The 16,282-nt window shown below is 45.6% G+C and carries 11 protein-coding genes; all 11 read right to left on the reverse strand.

Features of this window, described 5'->3' with window-relative positions; genetic code table 11:
* Positions 1–11: 11 nt before the first annotated feature.
* Positions 12–956 (reverse strand): type I-F CRISPR-associated protein Csy2, encoded by a 945-nt coding sequence (gene csy2 / locus B143_RS0103830; RefSeq protein WP_018122276.1) that lies wholly within the window; start codon positions 954–956, stop codon positions 12–14.
* Positions 956–2,206, reverse strand: a complete 1,251-nt coding sequence (gene csy1, locus B143_RS09715; RefSeq protein ID WP_018122277.1) for a type I-F CRISPR-associated protein Csy1 — start codon at positions 2,204–2,206, stop codon at positions 956–958. The genes csy2 and csy1 overlap by 1 nt, the downstream gene beginning before the upstream one ends.
* Before the next feature lie 82 nt (positions 2,207–2,288).
* On the reverse strand, positions 2,289–5,687 hold the full coding sequence (cas3f, locus tag B143_RS0103840; RefSeq protein ID WP_018122278.1) for a type I-F CRISPR-associated helicase Cas3f: 3,399 nt from the start codon (positions 5,685–5,687) through the stop codon (positions 2,289–2,291).
* Entirely contained in the window at positions 5,684–6,637 is a 954-nt protein-coding gene (cas1f, locus tag B143_RS0103845; RefSeq protein WP_018122279.1) for a type I-F CRISPR-associated endonuclease Cas1f, read from the reverse strand. The genes cas3f and cas1f overlap by 4 nt, the downstream gene beginning before the upstream one ends.
* 61 nt (positions 6,638–6,698) lie before the next feature.
* Positions 6,699–7,505 carry a sugar-phosphatase gene (gene yidA / locus B143_RS0103850; protein ID WP_018122280.1) on the reverse strand — a complete coding sequence of 269 codons (807 nt, stop codon included), beginning with the start codon at positions 7,503–7,505 and terminating at the stop codon, positions 6,699–6,701.
* Positions 7,506–7,584: 79 nt separating this feature from the next.
* Positions 7,585–8,400, reverse strand: a complete 816-nt coding sequence (locus B143_RS0103855) for a MetQ/NlpA family ABC transporter substrate-binding protein (RefSeq protein WP_018122281.1) — start codon at positions 8,398–8,400, stop codon at positions 7,585–7,587.
* On the reverse strand, positions 8,384–9,562 hold the full coding sequence (locus B143_RS0103860; protein WP_018122282.1) for an acyl-CoA dehydrogenase family protein: 1,179 nt from the start codon (positions 9,560–9,562) through the stop codon (positions 8,384–8,386). Before B143_RS0103860 ends, B143_RS0103855 begins: the two co-directional genes overlap by 17 nt.
* A 21-nt stretch (positions 9,563–9,583) precedes the next feature.
* Positions 9,584–10,288: a methionine ABC transporter permease gene (locus tag B143_RS0103865; protein WP_211205509.1), complete on the reverse strand. Its 705-nt coding sequence runs from the start codon at positions 10,286–10,288 to the stop codon at positions 9,584–9,586.
* On the reverse strand, positions 10,284–11,309 hold the full coding sequence (locus B143_RS0103870) for a methionine ABC transporter ATP-binding protein (protein ID WP_018122284.1): 1,026 nt from the start codon (positions 11,307–11,309) through the stop codon (positions 10,284–10,286). The genes B143_RS0103865 and B143_RS0103870 overlap by 5 nt, the downstream gene beginning before the upstream one ends.
* Before the next feature lie 427 nt (positions 11,310–11,736).
* The gene (ruvX, locus tag B143_RS0103875; protein WP_008314362.1) at positions 11,737–12,150 is read right to left on the reverse strand and encodes a Holliday junction resolvase RuvX; all 414 of its coding nucleotides are present in this window, start codon (positions 12,148–12,150) and stop codon (positions 11,737–11,739) included.
* 70 nt (positions 12,151–12,220) lie between these two features.
* Complete coding sequence (purL, locus tag B143_RS0103880) at positions 12,221–16,129, reverse strand: phosphoribosylformylglycinamidine synthase (RefSeq protein ID WP_026165694.1); 3,909 nt, start codon at positions 16,127–16,129, stop codon at positions 12,221–12,223.
* Between the last annotated feature and the right edge of the window lie 153 nt (positions 16,130–16,282).

A 16,282-nucleotide genomic window follows, 5' to 3' on the forward strand; every position in this document is an offset into this window, starting at 1 on the left:
TTAAACGATTGTTATGATTGATTACGACAAAGATACAAGCCTTGCGCCTCATCGACATGATAAGACCAAAACAGTGATGACAATGACTCACAGCGATGCGGCATCACAAAGCGCCCAAGGGTCAACATGCTCTCTGCAAAACGATGCGGTGTCATATCATCACGCTGATTCAAAATGGGATCGGTCACCGGTGACAATGCCTGAAATCCCACACTAATGGGCACCAGCCAACCATGATCCCCAAGGCGAGAAGATGACCATTGTGCCCCATCGTTGTGTTCATTCGGCGTGGCTTCATGTTGAATGGCTAAATGGTCCAACAAAATCGTGATGGCATCTTTCTCAGGATTTTCTTCCATTGCCTTTGCCATCACATCACGCGCTTCCACTAAGACATTGCCCAACATTAATTCACGGGCAATGTGACGATGATCAGCACTGTCATCGTCGCCATCGATGCTTACCCATTGACACGCTTTGACAGACATCACATCACCGCTCGCAAACTTCATGCGCATCACATACTGATCACATGCTTTGACGAGCGCCGCCCGCACATCACTGCTTTTCATGCTTTTGCCCTCGACCTCAATCAGCAAAGTCACTTCTAAATTGCATAAAGGCTCTTCAATAAAAGGTGACGATTCTGCGGTATCATCCGGCTCTCCCTTCTCTCTTTTCTTTTTCAATTGCATAGGATTACGAGAATTGATCACAGAGTGCACAAAATCGCCGCGTCCTTTATGGGTACGCAAATGAAAATCATGACAACTGACTGCCATTTGCGTGAACTTCACACCTGATAATTCAGGATCAACAGTCACATGACGCTCTAATGCATGCATTGCCCCAAGCCATGCTGTCATCGCCGGAAAACCAATGGTCAAAGGGCTGCTCAACGCATTGGCATTGTGAATGGATAAATGCGGAATCTTTAAAAAATATCGTTTGGCCATCAGAAAAACTCCTTATCATTCGCTAAACATGCCATCACTGCTAAGCGAATGGCTTTGCGGGCAGGCTCATCTAATTTATGGGCGCGATCCACCGTTTCATATTCACTGACAATGCATTTGGTGATCATTTTTGCCATCTCTTGCTGCCACTCTTGATCTTCGCGTTCTGTTTGATACTGTGCATCTAGCCAAACTTTCTGAACTTTGGGTAGATTTTGATAACGCTCGTCTTTACTCCATGTTGCTGGCATCGAGGCACGCACTTGATACGCTTTACGCAAAATGACATCAATGATGCCGTGAATGATGCGGTCAATCGTCGCGCGCACCTCATGCGTGTTATAATCCTGCTTCACAAATCGATGCAGTGTTTTAAAGCGTGAATGCTCTTTTTTCAGATACAGCGTTTGTTTAAAGAAATCTGATGTTGGGACACGAACAGCACGTTTTTTCAGGCACGGTGGCAAGCATGGCAATAAATAGACTTTACCCGCCATTTGACTGTTAATGCTGCTGATGTTTTGCGGCTTTGTACCGCCATGACTCAACAAGGTTAAATCTAACACATCCTGATACGGTTCATGCCACTTGCCTTCTCTGCGGGCTTTGCGCGCCGCTTTCGAAAACTCTGAAAAGCGCATCTCATCAATCTCTGTTTTCACGCGCATCAATGTATTTGAGGAAGTCAGAATGGACAATAAATGATATTGCCCCTCGCCTAAGGGAAAATACACTTGCTTAAGTAAACCATCGGTTTTCAGTTCGCCATCATCTGTTTTAATCTCTAAAAACTCCTGGGCAATCTCATCAAAATTCAGCCCCAATCCTTCGATGTATTGCACCAACAAAGGATGATGAGTTTCAAAACCTTCAATCACAGTGCAATCATTCGTCAATGGCAGCATTAAAAACTTATACACATCTAACGCCGCCGCATTGCCATACACATCCGCGCCCGTCACTGTTCGAATATTACCGGTTCGCACATAACCATCATGGCTCGCCGTTGCTGTGGCCATAATCGGCGTACTTTTGGCACTCGGATGGCTAAATTTACAAGGATGTGTCGTCATGACGAGCTGTTTAGCGCGTTTTGCAGCATCCTCTATCCATATTTTTGGATGAAAATGATCCGCCGCTTCTTCCATCAATTGCGCAATCGCTTCTTGATCCTCTTTGGCATTTTTAATTTTCTTTTCCAACCAACTAGTTTGCCGTCCCGTGATGTATTCCTGAATGGATTCAATCATTATATTTTTCCTGTATTTGTTTATCTATTTGTTGTCAAATACCGCTAAGCTGCTTTTTCAGCAGAGTTTCACTCTATCACATTCAATCAGATATGCAATTGGCTGATGCACGTGCCACCATTAATCCTAATTGATCAGAATAGTGATACGAATGCGAAACATCATCAAAACTCGGCAACGAGATTTCACCATATAAATAAGAAGCACGTCGCAATATGGTTTGCTCATCATATTCCGCCCAATCCTCATGGGCTGTGGACAATAATGCCGCACGATAATCGCGCACCAACCATAAGCGCGACTGCTCTAATTCCGTCAATTGCAGTGGCATGATCTGATAATGGGTCGTGCGATCCACCCAATCGCCGGCTTGATCTTGCTCTTTAAAGCGAATGTCCTCATCTTCATACACAGCACATAAACGAATCGCCGGGCTACTTTGACGAAAACGGTAAAATCGCTGCGGCAAACCTGTTAAAAACCACACTTCATCGAGCCAACCTTGTAGTGGCTTTGCCCCCGTTTCCTCATAATCCGTCAATGCTGCCTGAATGCGTGCATGCTCAAGATCCGCAAGGGATGCATTTGATGCCAACTTTTCCCCCATTTGAATTCTTGCAATGGCATTGATGGGCAGCTGACCTTGATCATGTTCGATCAATTGCATCAAATCCTTATTCACTAAGCGAAAACGAGTGTTGTCCAACTCAAAACCTGGGCGCTCAAATGCCACATTTTTCCCATGAATGCCCTTTAAGTTGTATTGCATTAAAGCAATGTTCGGCGTTGCAATGTCTGCCTCTAATGGGCGATGACGGCGAACGCGCCCTGCAAGCTGAATGATGGAGCGATACGACGAAGGCTCAATCACTGCCCAATCAAAATCATGATCGCGCCCCACTTCCTCAACGGGCGTTGCCACTAAAATAAAGATCACATCATCTCCATCGGTGCCACCAATGTGTTGACGAATCACAGGATGACTGAAGGCTTTAGGCATCTCACCTGCTTTTTCTTTGCGGGATAATACTTCATCTAAATGGCGCTCTTGTACACTTCGAAGCAATAAAATTTGCCGAGAATGATAAGCGAGCACTCTTGGCACGATACCGTCTGCCCAATTTGCAGAGAGCAAATAACGCGTCAAATCAATGCACGGCGGAATGTTCGCAACCCGCACCACGCCAAAAGAGACTCGCTTACCGGTGGCGTTATCCACGGTATGATGTGCCTGATGAAGATCAATGATGCTCTCTTGAATGCGCGCAAAATAACGCTGCTTGCGTGAATCTTCGCCCGATTCTGTCAATAAATCATCGCACTGCACAATTTTTGCATGCTGCTTCACCACGGCTTCTAACAGGCGTGCCACACGTTTTTCAATAAATGCGTGATGGGATTGCTGATAGTTTTCCATCAACGGTTCAGAGGCGACTTGTGGCATCTTCACAATCTCTGCTTTGAACTCATCGACCCACATGCCGTACAGTGGCACTTTTTTAAGCTGACGAAACGCACAAAATGCTTGCCAACCCTTTTGATACGCATTGAATAAACCTTCCGCTAAGCTTGGCGGAATCGTGGCGGATGAGATCATCACTCTTCGCCCAAGCATCCCAGCTAAATGCACAAGGCGCGCAATCGGGATTAAATCCTCAATGCCAAAGTCATCCACTTCATCAATCACAAGATCAGAGGACAATAAACGCAAATATGGCAATAAATGACGCCCACCGCGCGTGGACTCAGTCGCTGCCATCATGTGATCAATGGTGCACACCAAAACGGGTTTATATAAAAAAGCTTGGCTTTTGCGCGCTTGATCCTGTGGGAAGAGTTGTTCTAAAAAATCCGGATAATATTGATCTTCAAACAGCACGGGCTCTTCTAACAATGACTCTAAAGATTCAGAGCCCACCTCTTCATAACTTGGGATTGATTGATCAGATGCCAATTTTGCTTGTTCATGCAGCGCTTGCACTGCCCGTGAACCAATCAAAACCGCCAATTCATCTTTCGCCATGCCCAAATTTTCACGATACGAGTCACCCGTTTGCAATGTGAGCGTGCGTAGTCCTAACGCCAATACATAACGCAATGCATCCCCATCATTGGATAAGGCTTGCATCATTTTGGCATTGGCAATCGTTTTGCCGGTACCGGTGCTGGCCATGTTTACCACAAACCAACCTTCCACCGCTTGATCTTCACTCTCTTTTTTGAGGCTACGAATCTTTTTAACCGCGAGATCTTGCCATGCAAATTTAGGCGGACTTTTGCGTTTGATGGCACGTAAGTCATGTGCTTGTGGCATCTCCAGCGTTAATAATTTCAGTGCCTGAATGGCTTTGAGCGCATGGGTATAAACACCCACAATGTGCTCATCTAAATACTGTTTCGGCTCGCGTGTTTTTCGGTCAGTGTTCGCAAGTAACGGCGTGCGCAGCTGCCATTGTTTATGGGGGATTATCTCTTTAGGCAATGAGGAGACATAATGATCCGCAAGCATCAATGCTAAGCGCGCATTTTGAATGATGATGCGCCAGCTGCCATCACTCATCACCGTCTCAATTTTATCCTGCACCGTTAAAGACCTAACTGCCCAGCGTTTTAATGCCCTCATCCATTCAGGAGAATCTTGCAATAAACCCTCTTTAAACTGAAAACATTTTTTTAGGCGCTTGTCATAACTCTCATCATATTGGTTTTGATAATGCCAGCTCACTGCCACTTTTTTTAAAAGCTGGCGTAAAGATGGCATATAATCTTCTGAAAAATTATTATATTCATTCTTCAACAGCAAATCCGGTAAACGATGATGAGACACCATCAACCACGCCACCATTTGTGCCATCGGCGGCAATGACCCAAGCTTTGTGAAATCACCATCTTTCAAATAAGCCGCCATCTTTTTTTGCAGCGTTTTTTCCTGCCAATTGCCCTGTGCAAATGAGGTGAGCCATGCCACATCTGTACTCACATCGCCCGATGTTTCCACCAATGCCCGCAGCAATAAACATGATATCCACTCATGACGAATCGGATCACCCTTAAAGTGCTGCGAAGTGGTCACCAATTTTGATTGAAAAAGATCCGAGCACTTCCCCCAATCATGGAGCAAAGCCGCCAGCGCCGTTAAACCTTTCATCAAATCCAAATATGGCCAATCATTCTCTGAATCCCGCACCAATAATGCGCGCCGAGTACTATTCACCGGCACATAGCCCATCTCATTAAAGCGGCTGCGATTGCCCACAATCCACAATAAATCACTGCGGCTACGGGAGCGAATCCAATGGCAGCTCACCGCGGTACTTTTTGAGGCGGTTTTACGCAGCAATTTTTTAACCATCAATAAGCCATCATCGGTGATGATGGTTTGCCAAACATTGTCGCCAATGCGGTTTGCATAAGCATCGAGCACTCGACGCGTGCGGCTCAATGCCTTTTTCTCACATTGACTGATGAAAGTGACGATCATATTTGCCACTCCTTGAGCGCGACAGATTTGACCACATTGAACATGTAATCAAGACATTTATGCTCAGTGAATTTTTGCAAAACCTGCTGACGAAACTCTTGCTCCTTCATATTCTCTTTTGCGCACACAAATGCCCAAGGCAGCACCACTGCATCTTTAATGAGATCTGCGACGTCAAAAACTAATGCGCCGCGGCGGGTTTTACCATGCATTACCGCAAAGCCATGCGGAATACCCAGCACCCATAAACAACTGGCCGCTAAACCATAGGCTAAATAGTTGCCATGATTTAAAAAGTCATTGGCTAAATCGCCTTCCTCGGGATTGCGAGTGAAACTGGTCATCGATAAATTTTGCGCGGCATATTTATACAATTGCTTGGTCATTTGCGCTTCGCTTAAGAGCAAATCACCCACGCGAGAGAGATTCGGTAAACGCGATTCAAATCCTTCTAATGCTTTTTCCACTGCAAGATCATCGGCATGAAAGCCTTCTGCTTGTAAATCACGATCCTTTGACCACACCGCCCGAATGAAGGCAATGCGCGCCCGCTGAAAATCTTTCGCTGCCATTAAGCGATGATGATCCTCAAACCAAAACTTCATCCAACCTTGCATGTATTCTGTGGGACGATATTCAGATTGTGGCGTCATCCATTCAATCTCAGTGCCCATAAAGAGCGGCGTGCCACCCCCGCCACAAAAGCCCACCAATACGCCAGCGGATGCCAGCATGCGCATCGCCGCTTGCGTGATCGATGTGCCCGTACCCAATAAAATCACCGTGGTGTTCGCAATTGGAATGTTCCAATATTGATTGTCTTTTTTTGCTTCCGTTAAATATAAAACGCGCCCATCTTTTTGCATCACCCGACAATGTTCTAGGTAATAAAGATTCGCGCGCTTTGAATGTAAAATCGCCTTGAGATCTGAGCCATGTAGATAATCCATTGATCGCCTCATTTATTGTTGTTATTCAATTCACTATAGGCGATTAAAATAAATTATCAAGTCATAAGTAACGCTCGATGGCAACGGCTACGCCATCTTGATCATTTGTCGTTGTGATGAAATCAGCATGGGTTTTGAGTAACTCAATGGCATTACCCATTGCAACTTTAGTGCCCGCGACTTCAAACATCGAAAAATCATTTTGATGATCCCCAATGCATATGATCTCCTCTTTTTTGAGCCCAAATTCATTGGCAATGCGTTGTAAGGCACGCCCTTTACTTGAATCTAAATGTAAAAACTCAAGGTAAAATGGCGCGCTCTTCACTACGGTATATTGCTCATAAAACGGTGCGGGAATTTGAGCTTCCACAAGGGCAAGTTTTTCTGGCACATCGGAAAACAAACACTTGGTATATAAGCGATGTGGTTCCATATCCTCTGGCGCGCGATAAATCAGCGGAATGTTCGATAAATAAGATTCATACACCACATAGCGGCCGATGGCAGTGTTCGGCGTATACAACGCACCCTCACTGATCACGTGCATGGACACATCAAAATTGCGGCTCAATTTTTCAATGCGATCATAATCTTCATGGGTCAATAAGCTCTCATACACCACTTCGCCCGTGGCAAAGTTTTGGATCAATGCACCATTATTGCTGATGCAGTATGTACCACGATTGTATATGCCCAATGCATCAATGTGAGGTTTCATGCCAGAAAATGGGCGGCCAGTGGCTAAAATGATCTCAACGCCTTGCGCTTGTGCCGTACGGATGCTCTCCGCCACTTTTTGACTGACTGCGTGATCAGAGTTTAACAAAGTGCCATCCATATCAATGGCTATCAATTTAATGCTCATACTACCCCTATTCGCTAGATTGAGGCTTCATCGTAACAAAAAAAAACTCGCCGCGGCGAGTTTCTCTATCATCGATTGATCATCGCCAAGCTTTGGGCAAAATGAACCCATCGTACAACGGCTCATTTAAAATGTAGGCTTTAAACTCATCGGACTCATAAGCCGCTTTGAGATCCTTTGCCCAAGGTTCGTCTTTCAGCGCCGACGGAATGGTGACAATCACCACATGTTCATCGGGCGTCTCTTCAATGGCCAATGAATCGCTGATTTTAAGCCCCATGCTCATGATGTAATTGCCATTGACCACTGCAAAATCTGCATCCTCTAACGAGCGCAAAGCCTGCGCCGGATCAATCTCTTTGATGTTTAAAGTATATTGCCCTGGCAAAATGTCTTTGACACTAAAGCGAATCGGATCAACCCCTTCACGGATGGTTACCCAACCGAGTTTTTCTAAAATGCGGGCGGCACGCTCGGCATTGACGGGATCATTTGGAATGGTGATGGTCATGCCATCTTGAATGCTTGATAAGCTTTGATGATGCTTTGAGCGCAATGTCTGCGGTGCACTGGCAGTATTGGCAAGCTTGATCATGTTTGAGCCCGTCAATCGATTGATCTCCTTCATAAAAGCTTCACTTTGGAAAATCGACGCATGCACTTCGCCATCTTTCATACTGCGATTGATTTGGCTATTTTGTGAAAAAACTTTTGGCTCAATGTGATGGCCTTTTGCCGTCATGATGGGCATGATTCCTTGAATGAATTGATCCGAATAAGTCGAAGGGCCAAACGCCACCACAATCGAATCTTGCGTGCTCTTTTTATCCTGCCCACACGCGGCTAATAATCCCATGAACAAAAACGCGATTGTGACTTTAAATAACTGATGCATGATGATTCTCCCTAAGTGCACGCAAGGCGGATTGCGCTAAATTGATGTAAACCATGTCTTCCATCGGCGGATTGTGTAAACCTGCGCGCACATCGCGATACAGGCGCTGCAATGGATTGTCCATGGACAATGAGCGCGCGCCCACTAAACGCATTGCTAAATCCACCACCTCAATGGCGTGATTGACGACAGCAGTTTTTGTCACCGCCAAGGCATCCCCAAGTGTTGAACGCGTTTTAGCATCAGCAAGATCCCAGTCACGTGCCACACCAAAGAGTAAATATTCGCTTTCGATGAGCTTTGCGCGCATTTGCCCAAGCTTTTGCTGCACCAAGGGTAAATCGCCAATTGTGCCCGTTGCTAAGCTATTGGGTGCATAATGGGCAGCAAATTCTAACGCTTCATTCAATGCCGCTTTTGCAATGCCGTAATACACCGCCGGAATGTGTAGCAACCAACCTTGTGGCGCTCTGTTCACCACTTTGGTCATCAATAATGCATCTTTTGGCAGTGACACCTGATCTAAAATGAGATCATGGCTGCCGGTTGCACGCATGCCAAGCATGTTCCATGTCTCTTCTATGCGCAATCCTGTATAGGTGCGTTTGACTAAAAACTGTCCCACTTCATCTGTATCATTAATGCGGGCAGAGACCACAAAATAGTCGAGCACAGGCGATAAGGTTGTAAATGTTTTACGTCCTGTGATCACCCAGCCAGATTCAGTGGTGCGCGCTGTGGTTTCAGGCAAACCGCCACGCGTTGGGCTGCCGGTTGCCGCTTCAGTGGCGGCGCTGTTGATTAAAGCACCCTTCGCCACCACATCTTTGGCAAACTCACGGAAAGTGGCTTCAGCCCACGGACGATCATCGCTCAACTGCTTACTCATACCAATGTGCCAACCAATGGCCAACGCGGTGGCAGCATCATTTGCTGCAATGATGGCTTGATGGCGCAGCATCTCTTCTAGCGTGACGCCAATGCCACCATATTCAGCGCTCAAGGTGAGCGCAGGATACGCAATGCGTTTTAAATCTTCAATGTTTTCAAAGGGAAAAGTGTTATTTTGATCATGGTGATGAGCGCGTGCTTTGAAGGCTTGAGCCGTTTTTTGAGTCAAAGCAAGACGCTCACCCATGGTGTCATGGGTGAATAATGTCATGTGATCTCCGAGAGAATAGAATTATGAGCGAACGCGTTTTGCGAAGTAGTTACCGATCATTTGAATGGCTTGAACCAAGACCACTAAAATGATGACACAGTAAACAATCACAGCGTTGTCATAGCGATTGTAGCCGTAGTTGATGGCCAAATCGCCGATGCCGCCTGCACCAATTGCGCCAGCCATGGCGGTTGCGCCAATCAGGCCAATCGTTGCCGTGGTGAAGTTTAAAATAAGGGATGCTTTTGCTTCAGGAATTAAAAAGTGCCACACCGTTTCAAAGGTCGATGCTCCCATCGCATTTGCGGCCTCAATGATGCCGTGATCCACTTCTAATAATGAGGTTTCCACTAAGCGTGCAATGAAAGGCGCAATGTAGATGGTCAGTGGAATCATGGCGGCAGATGTCCCAATGCCCACATCTAAAATCAAACGGGTAATCGGCATCACAGCCACCAATAAAATGATGAAAGGCAGTGAGCGCACGATGTTAATGATGGGATTTAACACATTATAAATTGCGCGATGTGGGCGAATGCCATTAGGGCGCGTCAATACCAAAATAATGCCAAGTAAGCCCCCTAAAATGACGCCCAGCACTAAGGAAACCACCACCATCCATAAGGTTTGTTGCCCAGCTAAAATAAAGCCCTCTAAACCCACAGTGTGGGGGATGAATAAATCTTTAAAAATTGCGGTTAATTGTTCCATGAAAACTCTCCTAATCCAACTGATTGTGCGTCACACGAACGCCATGATCTCTTAAATATGCAACGGCTTTTGCCACCGCATCATCATCGCCAATGAACTGCACAAACATGCTGCCAATGACGGAGCCTTCGATCTCGATCATGTTAGAAAATAGGAAATTAACCACCACTAAGCGGTTTAAAATGAGCTCATTGACCACTGGTGTTTTCGCAGAATCGCCCAAAAATTCCAAGCGGTAAATGTGATTAGGATGGGCATCATCAATGTTGCGAATGATGCTTTTAGGAATCTCATCTTCAATCAACGTATTGATGAATTTACGCGTCATCGGTGCGGCTGGATTTTGGAAAATCTCTTTTGTTGAACCCGTTTCCACCACAACGCCTTTATCCATCACAGCAATGCGGTTACAAATGCTTGTGACCACTTCCATTTGGTGCGTCACCATCATGATGGTGATGCCCTGCTCTTGGTTGATTTTACGCAATAAATTCAGGATCGATTGCGTGGTTTGTGGATCAAGGGCAGAAGTTGCCTCATCGCACAATAAAATGTCAGGATTGTTTGCCAAGGCACGCGCAATGCCCACACGCTGCTTTTGCCCACCGGATAACTCACGCGGATACGCATGTTTCTTATCAGGAATTTCCACATACGCAAGCAACTCATCAACGCGCGCATCAATCGCCGCTTTTGATAAATTGGAGTTGAGTTTTAAGGGGAGCGCAATGTTTTCTGCCACCGTTTTTGTTTCAAGCAAATTAAAGTGCTGAAAGATCATGCCAATGCGTTTTTTGACATTGCGAAGTTCTATCGGGGAGAGAGATTGGAGAGATTGGCCGTTGATGATGACATTACCAGACGTTGGCCATTCAAGCGCATTGACTAAGCGAATGAGGGTGCTTTTGCCAGCGCCGCTGTAACCGATGACGCCAAAGACATCGCCTTTGTTGATGGTTAAATTGATGGGGTGAAGCGCTGTGACTTCTTGATTGTTCTTAAGATAGCTTTTGGTGATGTTTTGAAACTCGATCATGATGAAGTGCCCGTGATTTTAATAAAGTTTGATCTAATAAAGTGGTGTGTGACATTTGCATAGAACAGCAGCACATCATTGACATTAACATTTGCATCGTAAAACTCCTGAATAAAATATTTTGCTTAAGCTCAATATTTATAGCATTAAGATTTTTGATGTGCAAATAATTTTTACATATATTACATATACATTAAATATGTGATTATTTTTCATTCAGATAAAATTTGTTTTTCATGAATCAACGCGCTATATTATGCGCTTCTAAAATCCATATAAATTATTGATTATTGTTTTAAATATATATTTAATTGATTTATTTTAGTTAAAAGTGCTGCACCATTGCATCGGAATCAGTGCCCCTGATTCCCATAAAAAAGGGGAAAACATTGTTCCCCTTTTGACTAATTTTTATCATTCAGCGCACTTAAAACAGGCAATCACCATTTAAGTAGCGCTCCACAATGATCGCGGCTGAATGGGCATCTAATTGGCCTTTCTTGCCTTTTTTAGAGGGTTTGATGTATTGCTCGCTCTCTTGCGAGGATAAGCGCTCATCCACCTCTTCCACTGGCAAACCAAAGCGCCCATGCAAGCGATTCATAAATTTACGGATCTTTTTGATGTGCTCAGTTTCTGTGCCATCTGCAGTGTATGGAATGCCCACCACCAAAACTGTGGGGGTCCAATCTTTTAAATGGCGCGCCACCTCTTCCCAATCGGGCTGACCATCGGTGGCTTTTAAGATGGCAATGGGCTGGGCGGTATTCGTCAAACGATTGCCCACCGCTAAGCCAATGTTCTTCACGCCATAATCAAATCCCACCACAATCTCTTCCATCACTTTTGTCCTTTGAAAAAAAATACTCTGCCGAGGCAGAGTATTGAAAGTCTAATGAAGATGCAAGTCTTTAGACGAATGATTTACGCGCATTGGCAAACATACGATACCAGCCGCTGAACGTTTCCCAATCATCCGGTTTCCAGCTCAATTGATCACGCTGATACACACGCTCAGGGTGTGGCATCATGATGGTGGCGCGGCCATCTTGAGAGGTTACGCCAGCAATTGCCTGTGGTGAACCATTCGGATTCAATGGATAGCGATCCGTCACTTGCCCTAAACCATCGACATAACGCGCGGCCACATCAATGTTGCCCATGCCATTTTTAAAGTGCGCACGGCCTTCACCATGACTCACCACAATCGGCATCATGGAGCCTTCCATGCCATTGAAGAAAATGGACGGTGATTTGACCACTTCCATCATGGTCAAACGTGCTTCAAATTGCTCAGACCCATTGCGCATAAAGGTTGGCCAATGCTCTGCGCCCGGAATGATTTCCGCCAACTGACTCATCATTTGGCAACCATTACAGATCCCTAAGCTCAACGTATCATTGCGCGCAAAGAAGCTTGCAAAGTGATCACGCAATTTAGCATTGAATAAAATGCTCTTCGCCCAACCTTGACCGGCACCTAAGACGTCACCGTAGCTAAAGCCGCCACATGCTGCAAGGGCATCAAAGTCTGTTAAAGAGACGCGCCCTGCAATTAAGTCACTCATGTGCACATCTTGCGCTGCAAAGCCTGCCGTATGGAAAGCTGCTGCCATTTCCACATGACCATTGACGCCTTGTTCACGCAAAATCGCAATGCGCGGCTGCGCCCCAAGGTTAATGTAAGGCGCCGCAATGTCTTCATTGACATCAAAGGTGGTTTTTGCAAAGAGTTTTTTAAGCTCAGGCATTTCAATCAACGCAAATTCGCTATCTGCTGCCGCAGGATTGTCACGTAAGCGCTGCATGTGATGACTCACTTCGCTCCAAGCTTTTTGCAATGCCACGCCAGATTCTGCCAATAATGTCTCATCATTTGCGCGAATGGTGAGTGTATAATCATCCACCACCGTACCGATTTGATGTACTAAATGACCCATGCCCATTGCTTCAGCAAGCGCAGTAAAGTTACCGGCAAAACTCTCATCAATTTGCACGACGGCGCCTAACTCTTCGTTAAAGAGCATGCGAAGATTTTGCTCATGGCTTGAACCATCTGCCAACAATGCCGCTTTTACGCTGCTTAAATCAACAGTCATCCCTAAGCGACCGGCAAACATCATTTCTGCTAAAGTCGCCAATAAACCGCCATCGCCTCGGTCATGATAAGCAAGCAATTCACCTGTGGCCACCATGCGCTGCATGAGTTTAAAGAATGCGCCTAAATGCTCGCTCGATACATCCGGTGCCACATCAGACAATTGACCATTGACTTGTGTTAAAGCACTGCCGCCTAAACGCGCATGCCCTGCCCCTAAATCCACCAAAAAGAGCTGACTGTTTTCTACAGTTTTGAGCTCTGGCGTCACTGTTTTACGCACATTTTCAATCGGTGCAAAGGCGGTGATCACCAAAGATAATGGCGCGGTGACTGACTTTTGCTCACCTTGATCTTCCCAAACTGTATTCATGGATAAAGAATCTTTACCCACCGGAATCGATAAGGATAAATCCTGACAGAAGTGCGAAACCGCTTCCACCGTGCGATAGAGTTTTTCATCTTCGCCCGGTAAACCGCAAGGCGCCATCCAGTTTGCGGACAATTTAATGCGGTTGATGTCACCAATGTCTGTTGCGGCAATGTTCGTGATGGCTTCACCCACCGCTAAGCGGCCAGAGGCTGCGGCATCAAACAAAGCAACTGGGGCTTTTTCACCCATTGTCATCGCTTCGCCGTGCGTGGTGTCAAAGCCCATTTTCGTCACAGCCACATCCGAGACCGGTATTTGATAAGGTCCCACCATTTGATCTTGATACGTTAAGCCGCCCACAGTGCGATCCCCAATGGTGATGAGGAAGTTTTTGCTCGCCACAGTTGGCAAGCGAAGCACATCATACGCACTTTTCACCAAATCCACTTGTGTGGCATTGAAGGGAATTTCTGACTCTTCCACCGTATGATCAATGCGTGTGGTTTTCGGTGGCTTGCCCAATAGAATGTCTAGCGGTAAATCCACAGGTTCATTGTCAAAGAGCGCATCTTTCACTTTTAACACGCCATCATCGGTGGCAGTCCCCACAACGGCAAATGGGCAGCGTTCACGTTCACATAAGGTTCGAAAACGCTCTAAATCTTCTGGCAAAATGGCTAACACATAACGCTCTTGCGCTTCGTTACACCAGATTTCCATGGGGCTTAAGCCCTCTTCCTCAAGCTTAATGTCACGCAAATTAAAAATGGCGCTGCGCCCTGCATCATTGACCAATTCAGGGAAAGCATTCGATAAACCACCTGCGCCCACATCATGAATGGAGACGATTGGATTTTGATCCCCAAGCTGCCAACAACGATCAATCACCTCTTGTGCGCGGTGCTCGATTTCAGGGTTGCCGCGTTGCACAGAGTCAAAGTCTAAATCTGCACTGTTTGCACCGGTTTCCATACTTGATGCCGCGCCGCCACCTAAACCAATCAATAGACCTGGGCCGCCTAATTGAATCAAGAGCGCACCCGCAGGGAAAATACCTTTTTCCACTTGCTGTGCTTGAATGTTGCCTAAGCCGCCGGCAATCATAATGGGTTTATGATAACCGCGCACTTTACCTTTATAAGGCGCTTCAAAGGTTCTGAAATAACCCAATAAATTTGGACGACCAAATTCATTGTTAAACGCAGCGCCGCCTAATGGGCCATCGATCATGATGTCAAAAGCGCTGCTGATGCGATCAGGTTTGCCATAACTGCCATCGTTTTGATACTGCTCCCACGACTGCACATAATTTGGGATTTGCAGATTAGAGACGCTAAAGCCTGTTAAACCTGCTTTTGGACGTGCACCGCGGCCGGTGGCCCCTTCATCACGAATCTCACCGCCTGCACCTGTGGATGCGCCTGCAAAAGGTGAAATGGCTGTGGGATGGTTATGGGTTTCCACTTTCATCACGATGTGTGTGAGTTCTTCATTGAATTGATATTCACACGCATCCGCATTTGGATAAAAGCGATCAATCGTATAACCTTCAATCACCGATGCATTGTCTTTATACGCAACCACAGTACCTTCTGGCGTTTTCTCGTGGGTATCTTTGATCATGCGAAACAGTGATTTTGGCTGTTTTTCATCATTTAAAATAAAATCTGCATTGAAGATTTTATGGCGGCAATGCTCTGAGTTTGCTTGAGCAAACATCATGAGTTCTACATCTGTGGGGTTGCGACCCAATTTTTGATAGTTTTCAACTAAGTATTCGATTTCATCTTCTGACAATGCAAAGCCAAAGGTGACATTCGCCTTTTGTAAGGCGCTGATGCCTTCCCCTAAAATGTCAATCGATTCATAAGTGCGCGCTTGGGTGTGATGAAAGAGCGCTTCGGCTTCATCAAAGGATGTGAGCAATGATTCCGTCATGCGGTCATACAACAATGTGCCCCATGCATTCAACTGTGCTTCTGTTAAATCGCCGCTCAATACATACGCAATGCCACGCTCAATGCGTGAAACATCATCAAAACCACAATTGTGTGCGATGTCAGTGGCTTTAGATGCCCAAGAGGAGATGGTGCCGATGCGAGGAGTGACTAAGAAGAGATGTTCGCTAGAAGAGAGCGCGGGAGGAGGATTTTGAGTGGCTGTTAAAATAGCCGAGAGAGAGGATAAAGAGGAGGATGTTAAGGGTTGTTTGCTTTCTATAAAATACCAATAGGTTGCGGTTATATTAATATCAGGCGGCAAATTCAACCTTGCTGCATTTTGTCGAAGCTTCTCCAATCTGAAATCGGATAGCGCCAAAGAACCACATAAAGAAATAATCGAAGACATTACTATTACTCTCAAATAAAGATGGCCAGAGAAGCGGATTATCATACCTGAAATTATCAGAGAAACAAACTTCCAACCCCACAAAAATGACCGAATTTATCAATTTCTTTATATTTTTAACAATTTACGCTATCCGATTTGAATTGCTTTGCA

Source organism: Wohlfahrtiimonas chitiniclastica DSM 18708 (assembly GCF_000375345.1).
Classification (GTDB): domain Bacteria; phylum Pseudomonadota; class Gammaproteobacteria; order Cardiobacteriales; family Wohlfahrtiimonadaceae; genus Wohlfahrtiimonas; species Wohlfahrtiimonas chitiniclastica.

Excerpts from the sequence above, each read along its gene's own strand:
- csy2 (WP_018122276.1), bottom strand. The coding sequence starts at position 956 with ATGGCCAAACGATATTTTTTAAAGATTCCGCATTTATCCATTCACAAT.
- csy1 (WP_018122277.1), bottom strand. The coding sequence starts at position 2,206 with ATGATTGAATCCATTCAGGAATACATCACGGGACGGCAAACTAGTTGG.
- cas3f (WP_018122278.1), bottom strand. The coding sequence starts at position 5,687 with ATGATCGTCACTTTCATCAGTCAATGTGAGAAAAAGGCATTGAGCCGC.
- cas1f (WP_018122279.1), bottom strand. The coding sequence starts at position 6,637 with ATGGATTATCTACATGGCTCAGATCTCAAGGCGATTTTACATTCAAAG.
- yidA (WP_018122280.1), bottom strand. The coding sequence starts at position 7,505 with ATGAGCATTAAATTGATAGCCATTGATATGGATGGCACTTTGTTAAAC.
- B143_RS0103855 (WP_018122281.1), bottom strand. The coding sequence starts at position 8,400 with ATGCATCAGTTATTTAAAGTCACAATCGCGTTTTTGTTCATGGGATTA.
- B143_RS0103860 (WP_018122282.1), bottom strand. The coding sequence starts at position 9,562 with ATGACATTATTCACCCATGACACCATGGGTGAGCGTCTTGCTTTGACT.
- B143_RS0103870 (WP_018122284.1), bottom strand. The coding sequence starts at position 11,309 with ATGATCGAGTTTCAAAACATCACCAAAAGCTATCTTAAGAACAATCAA.
- ruvX (WP_008314362.1), bottom strand. The coding sequence starts at position 12,150 with ATGGAAGAGATTGTGGTGGGATTTGATTATGGCGTGAAGAACATTGGC.
- purL (WP_026165694.1), bottom strand. The coding sequence starts at position 16,129 with ATGTCTTCGATTATTTCTTTATGTGGTTCTTTGGCGCTATCCGATTTC.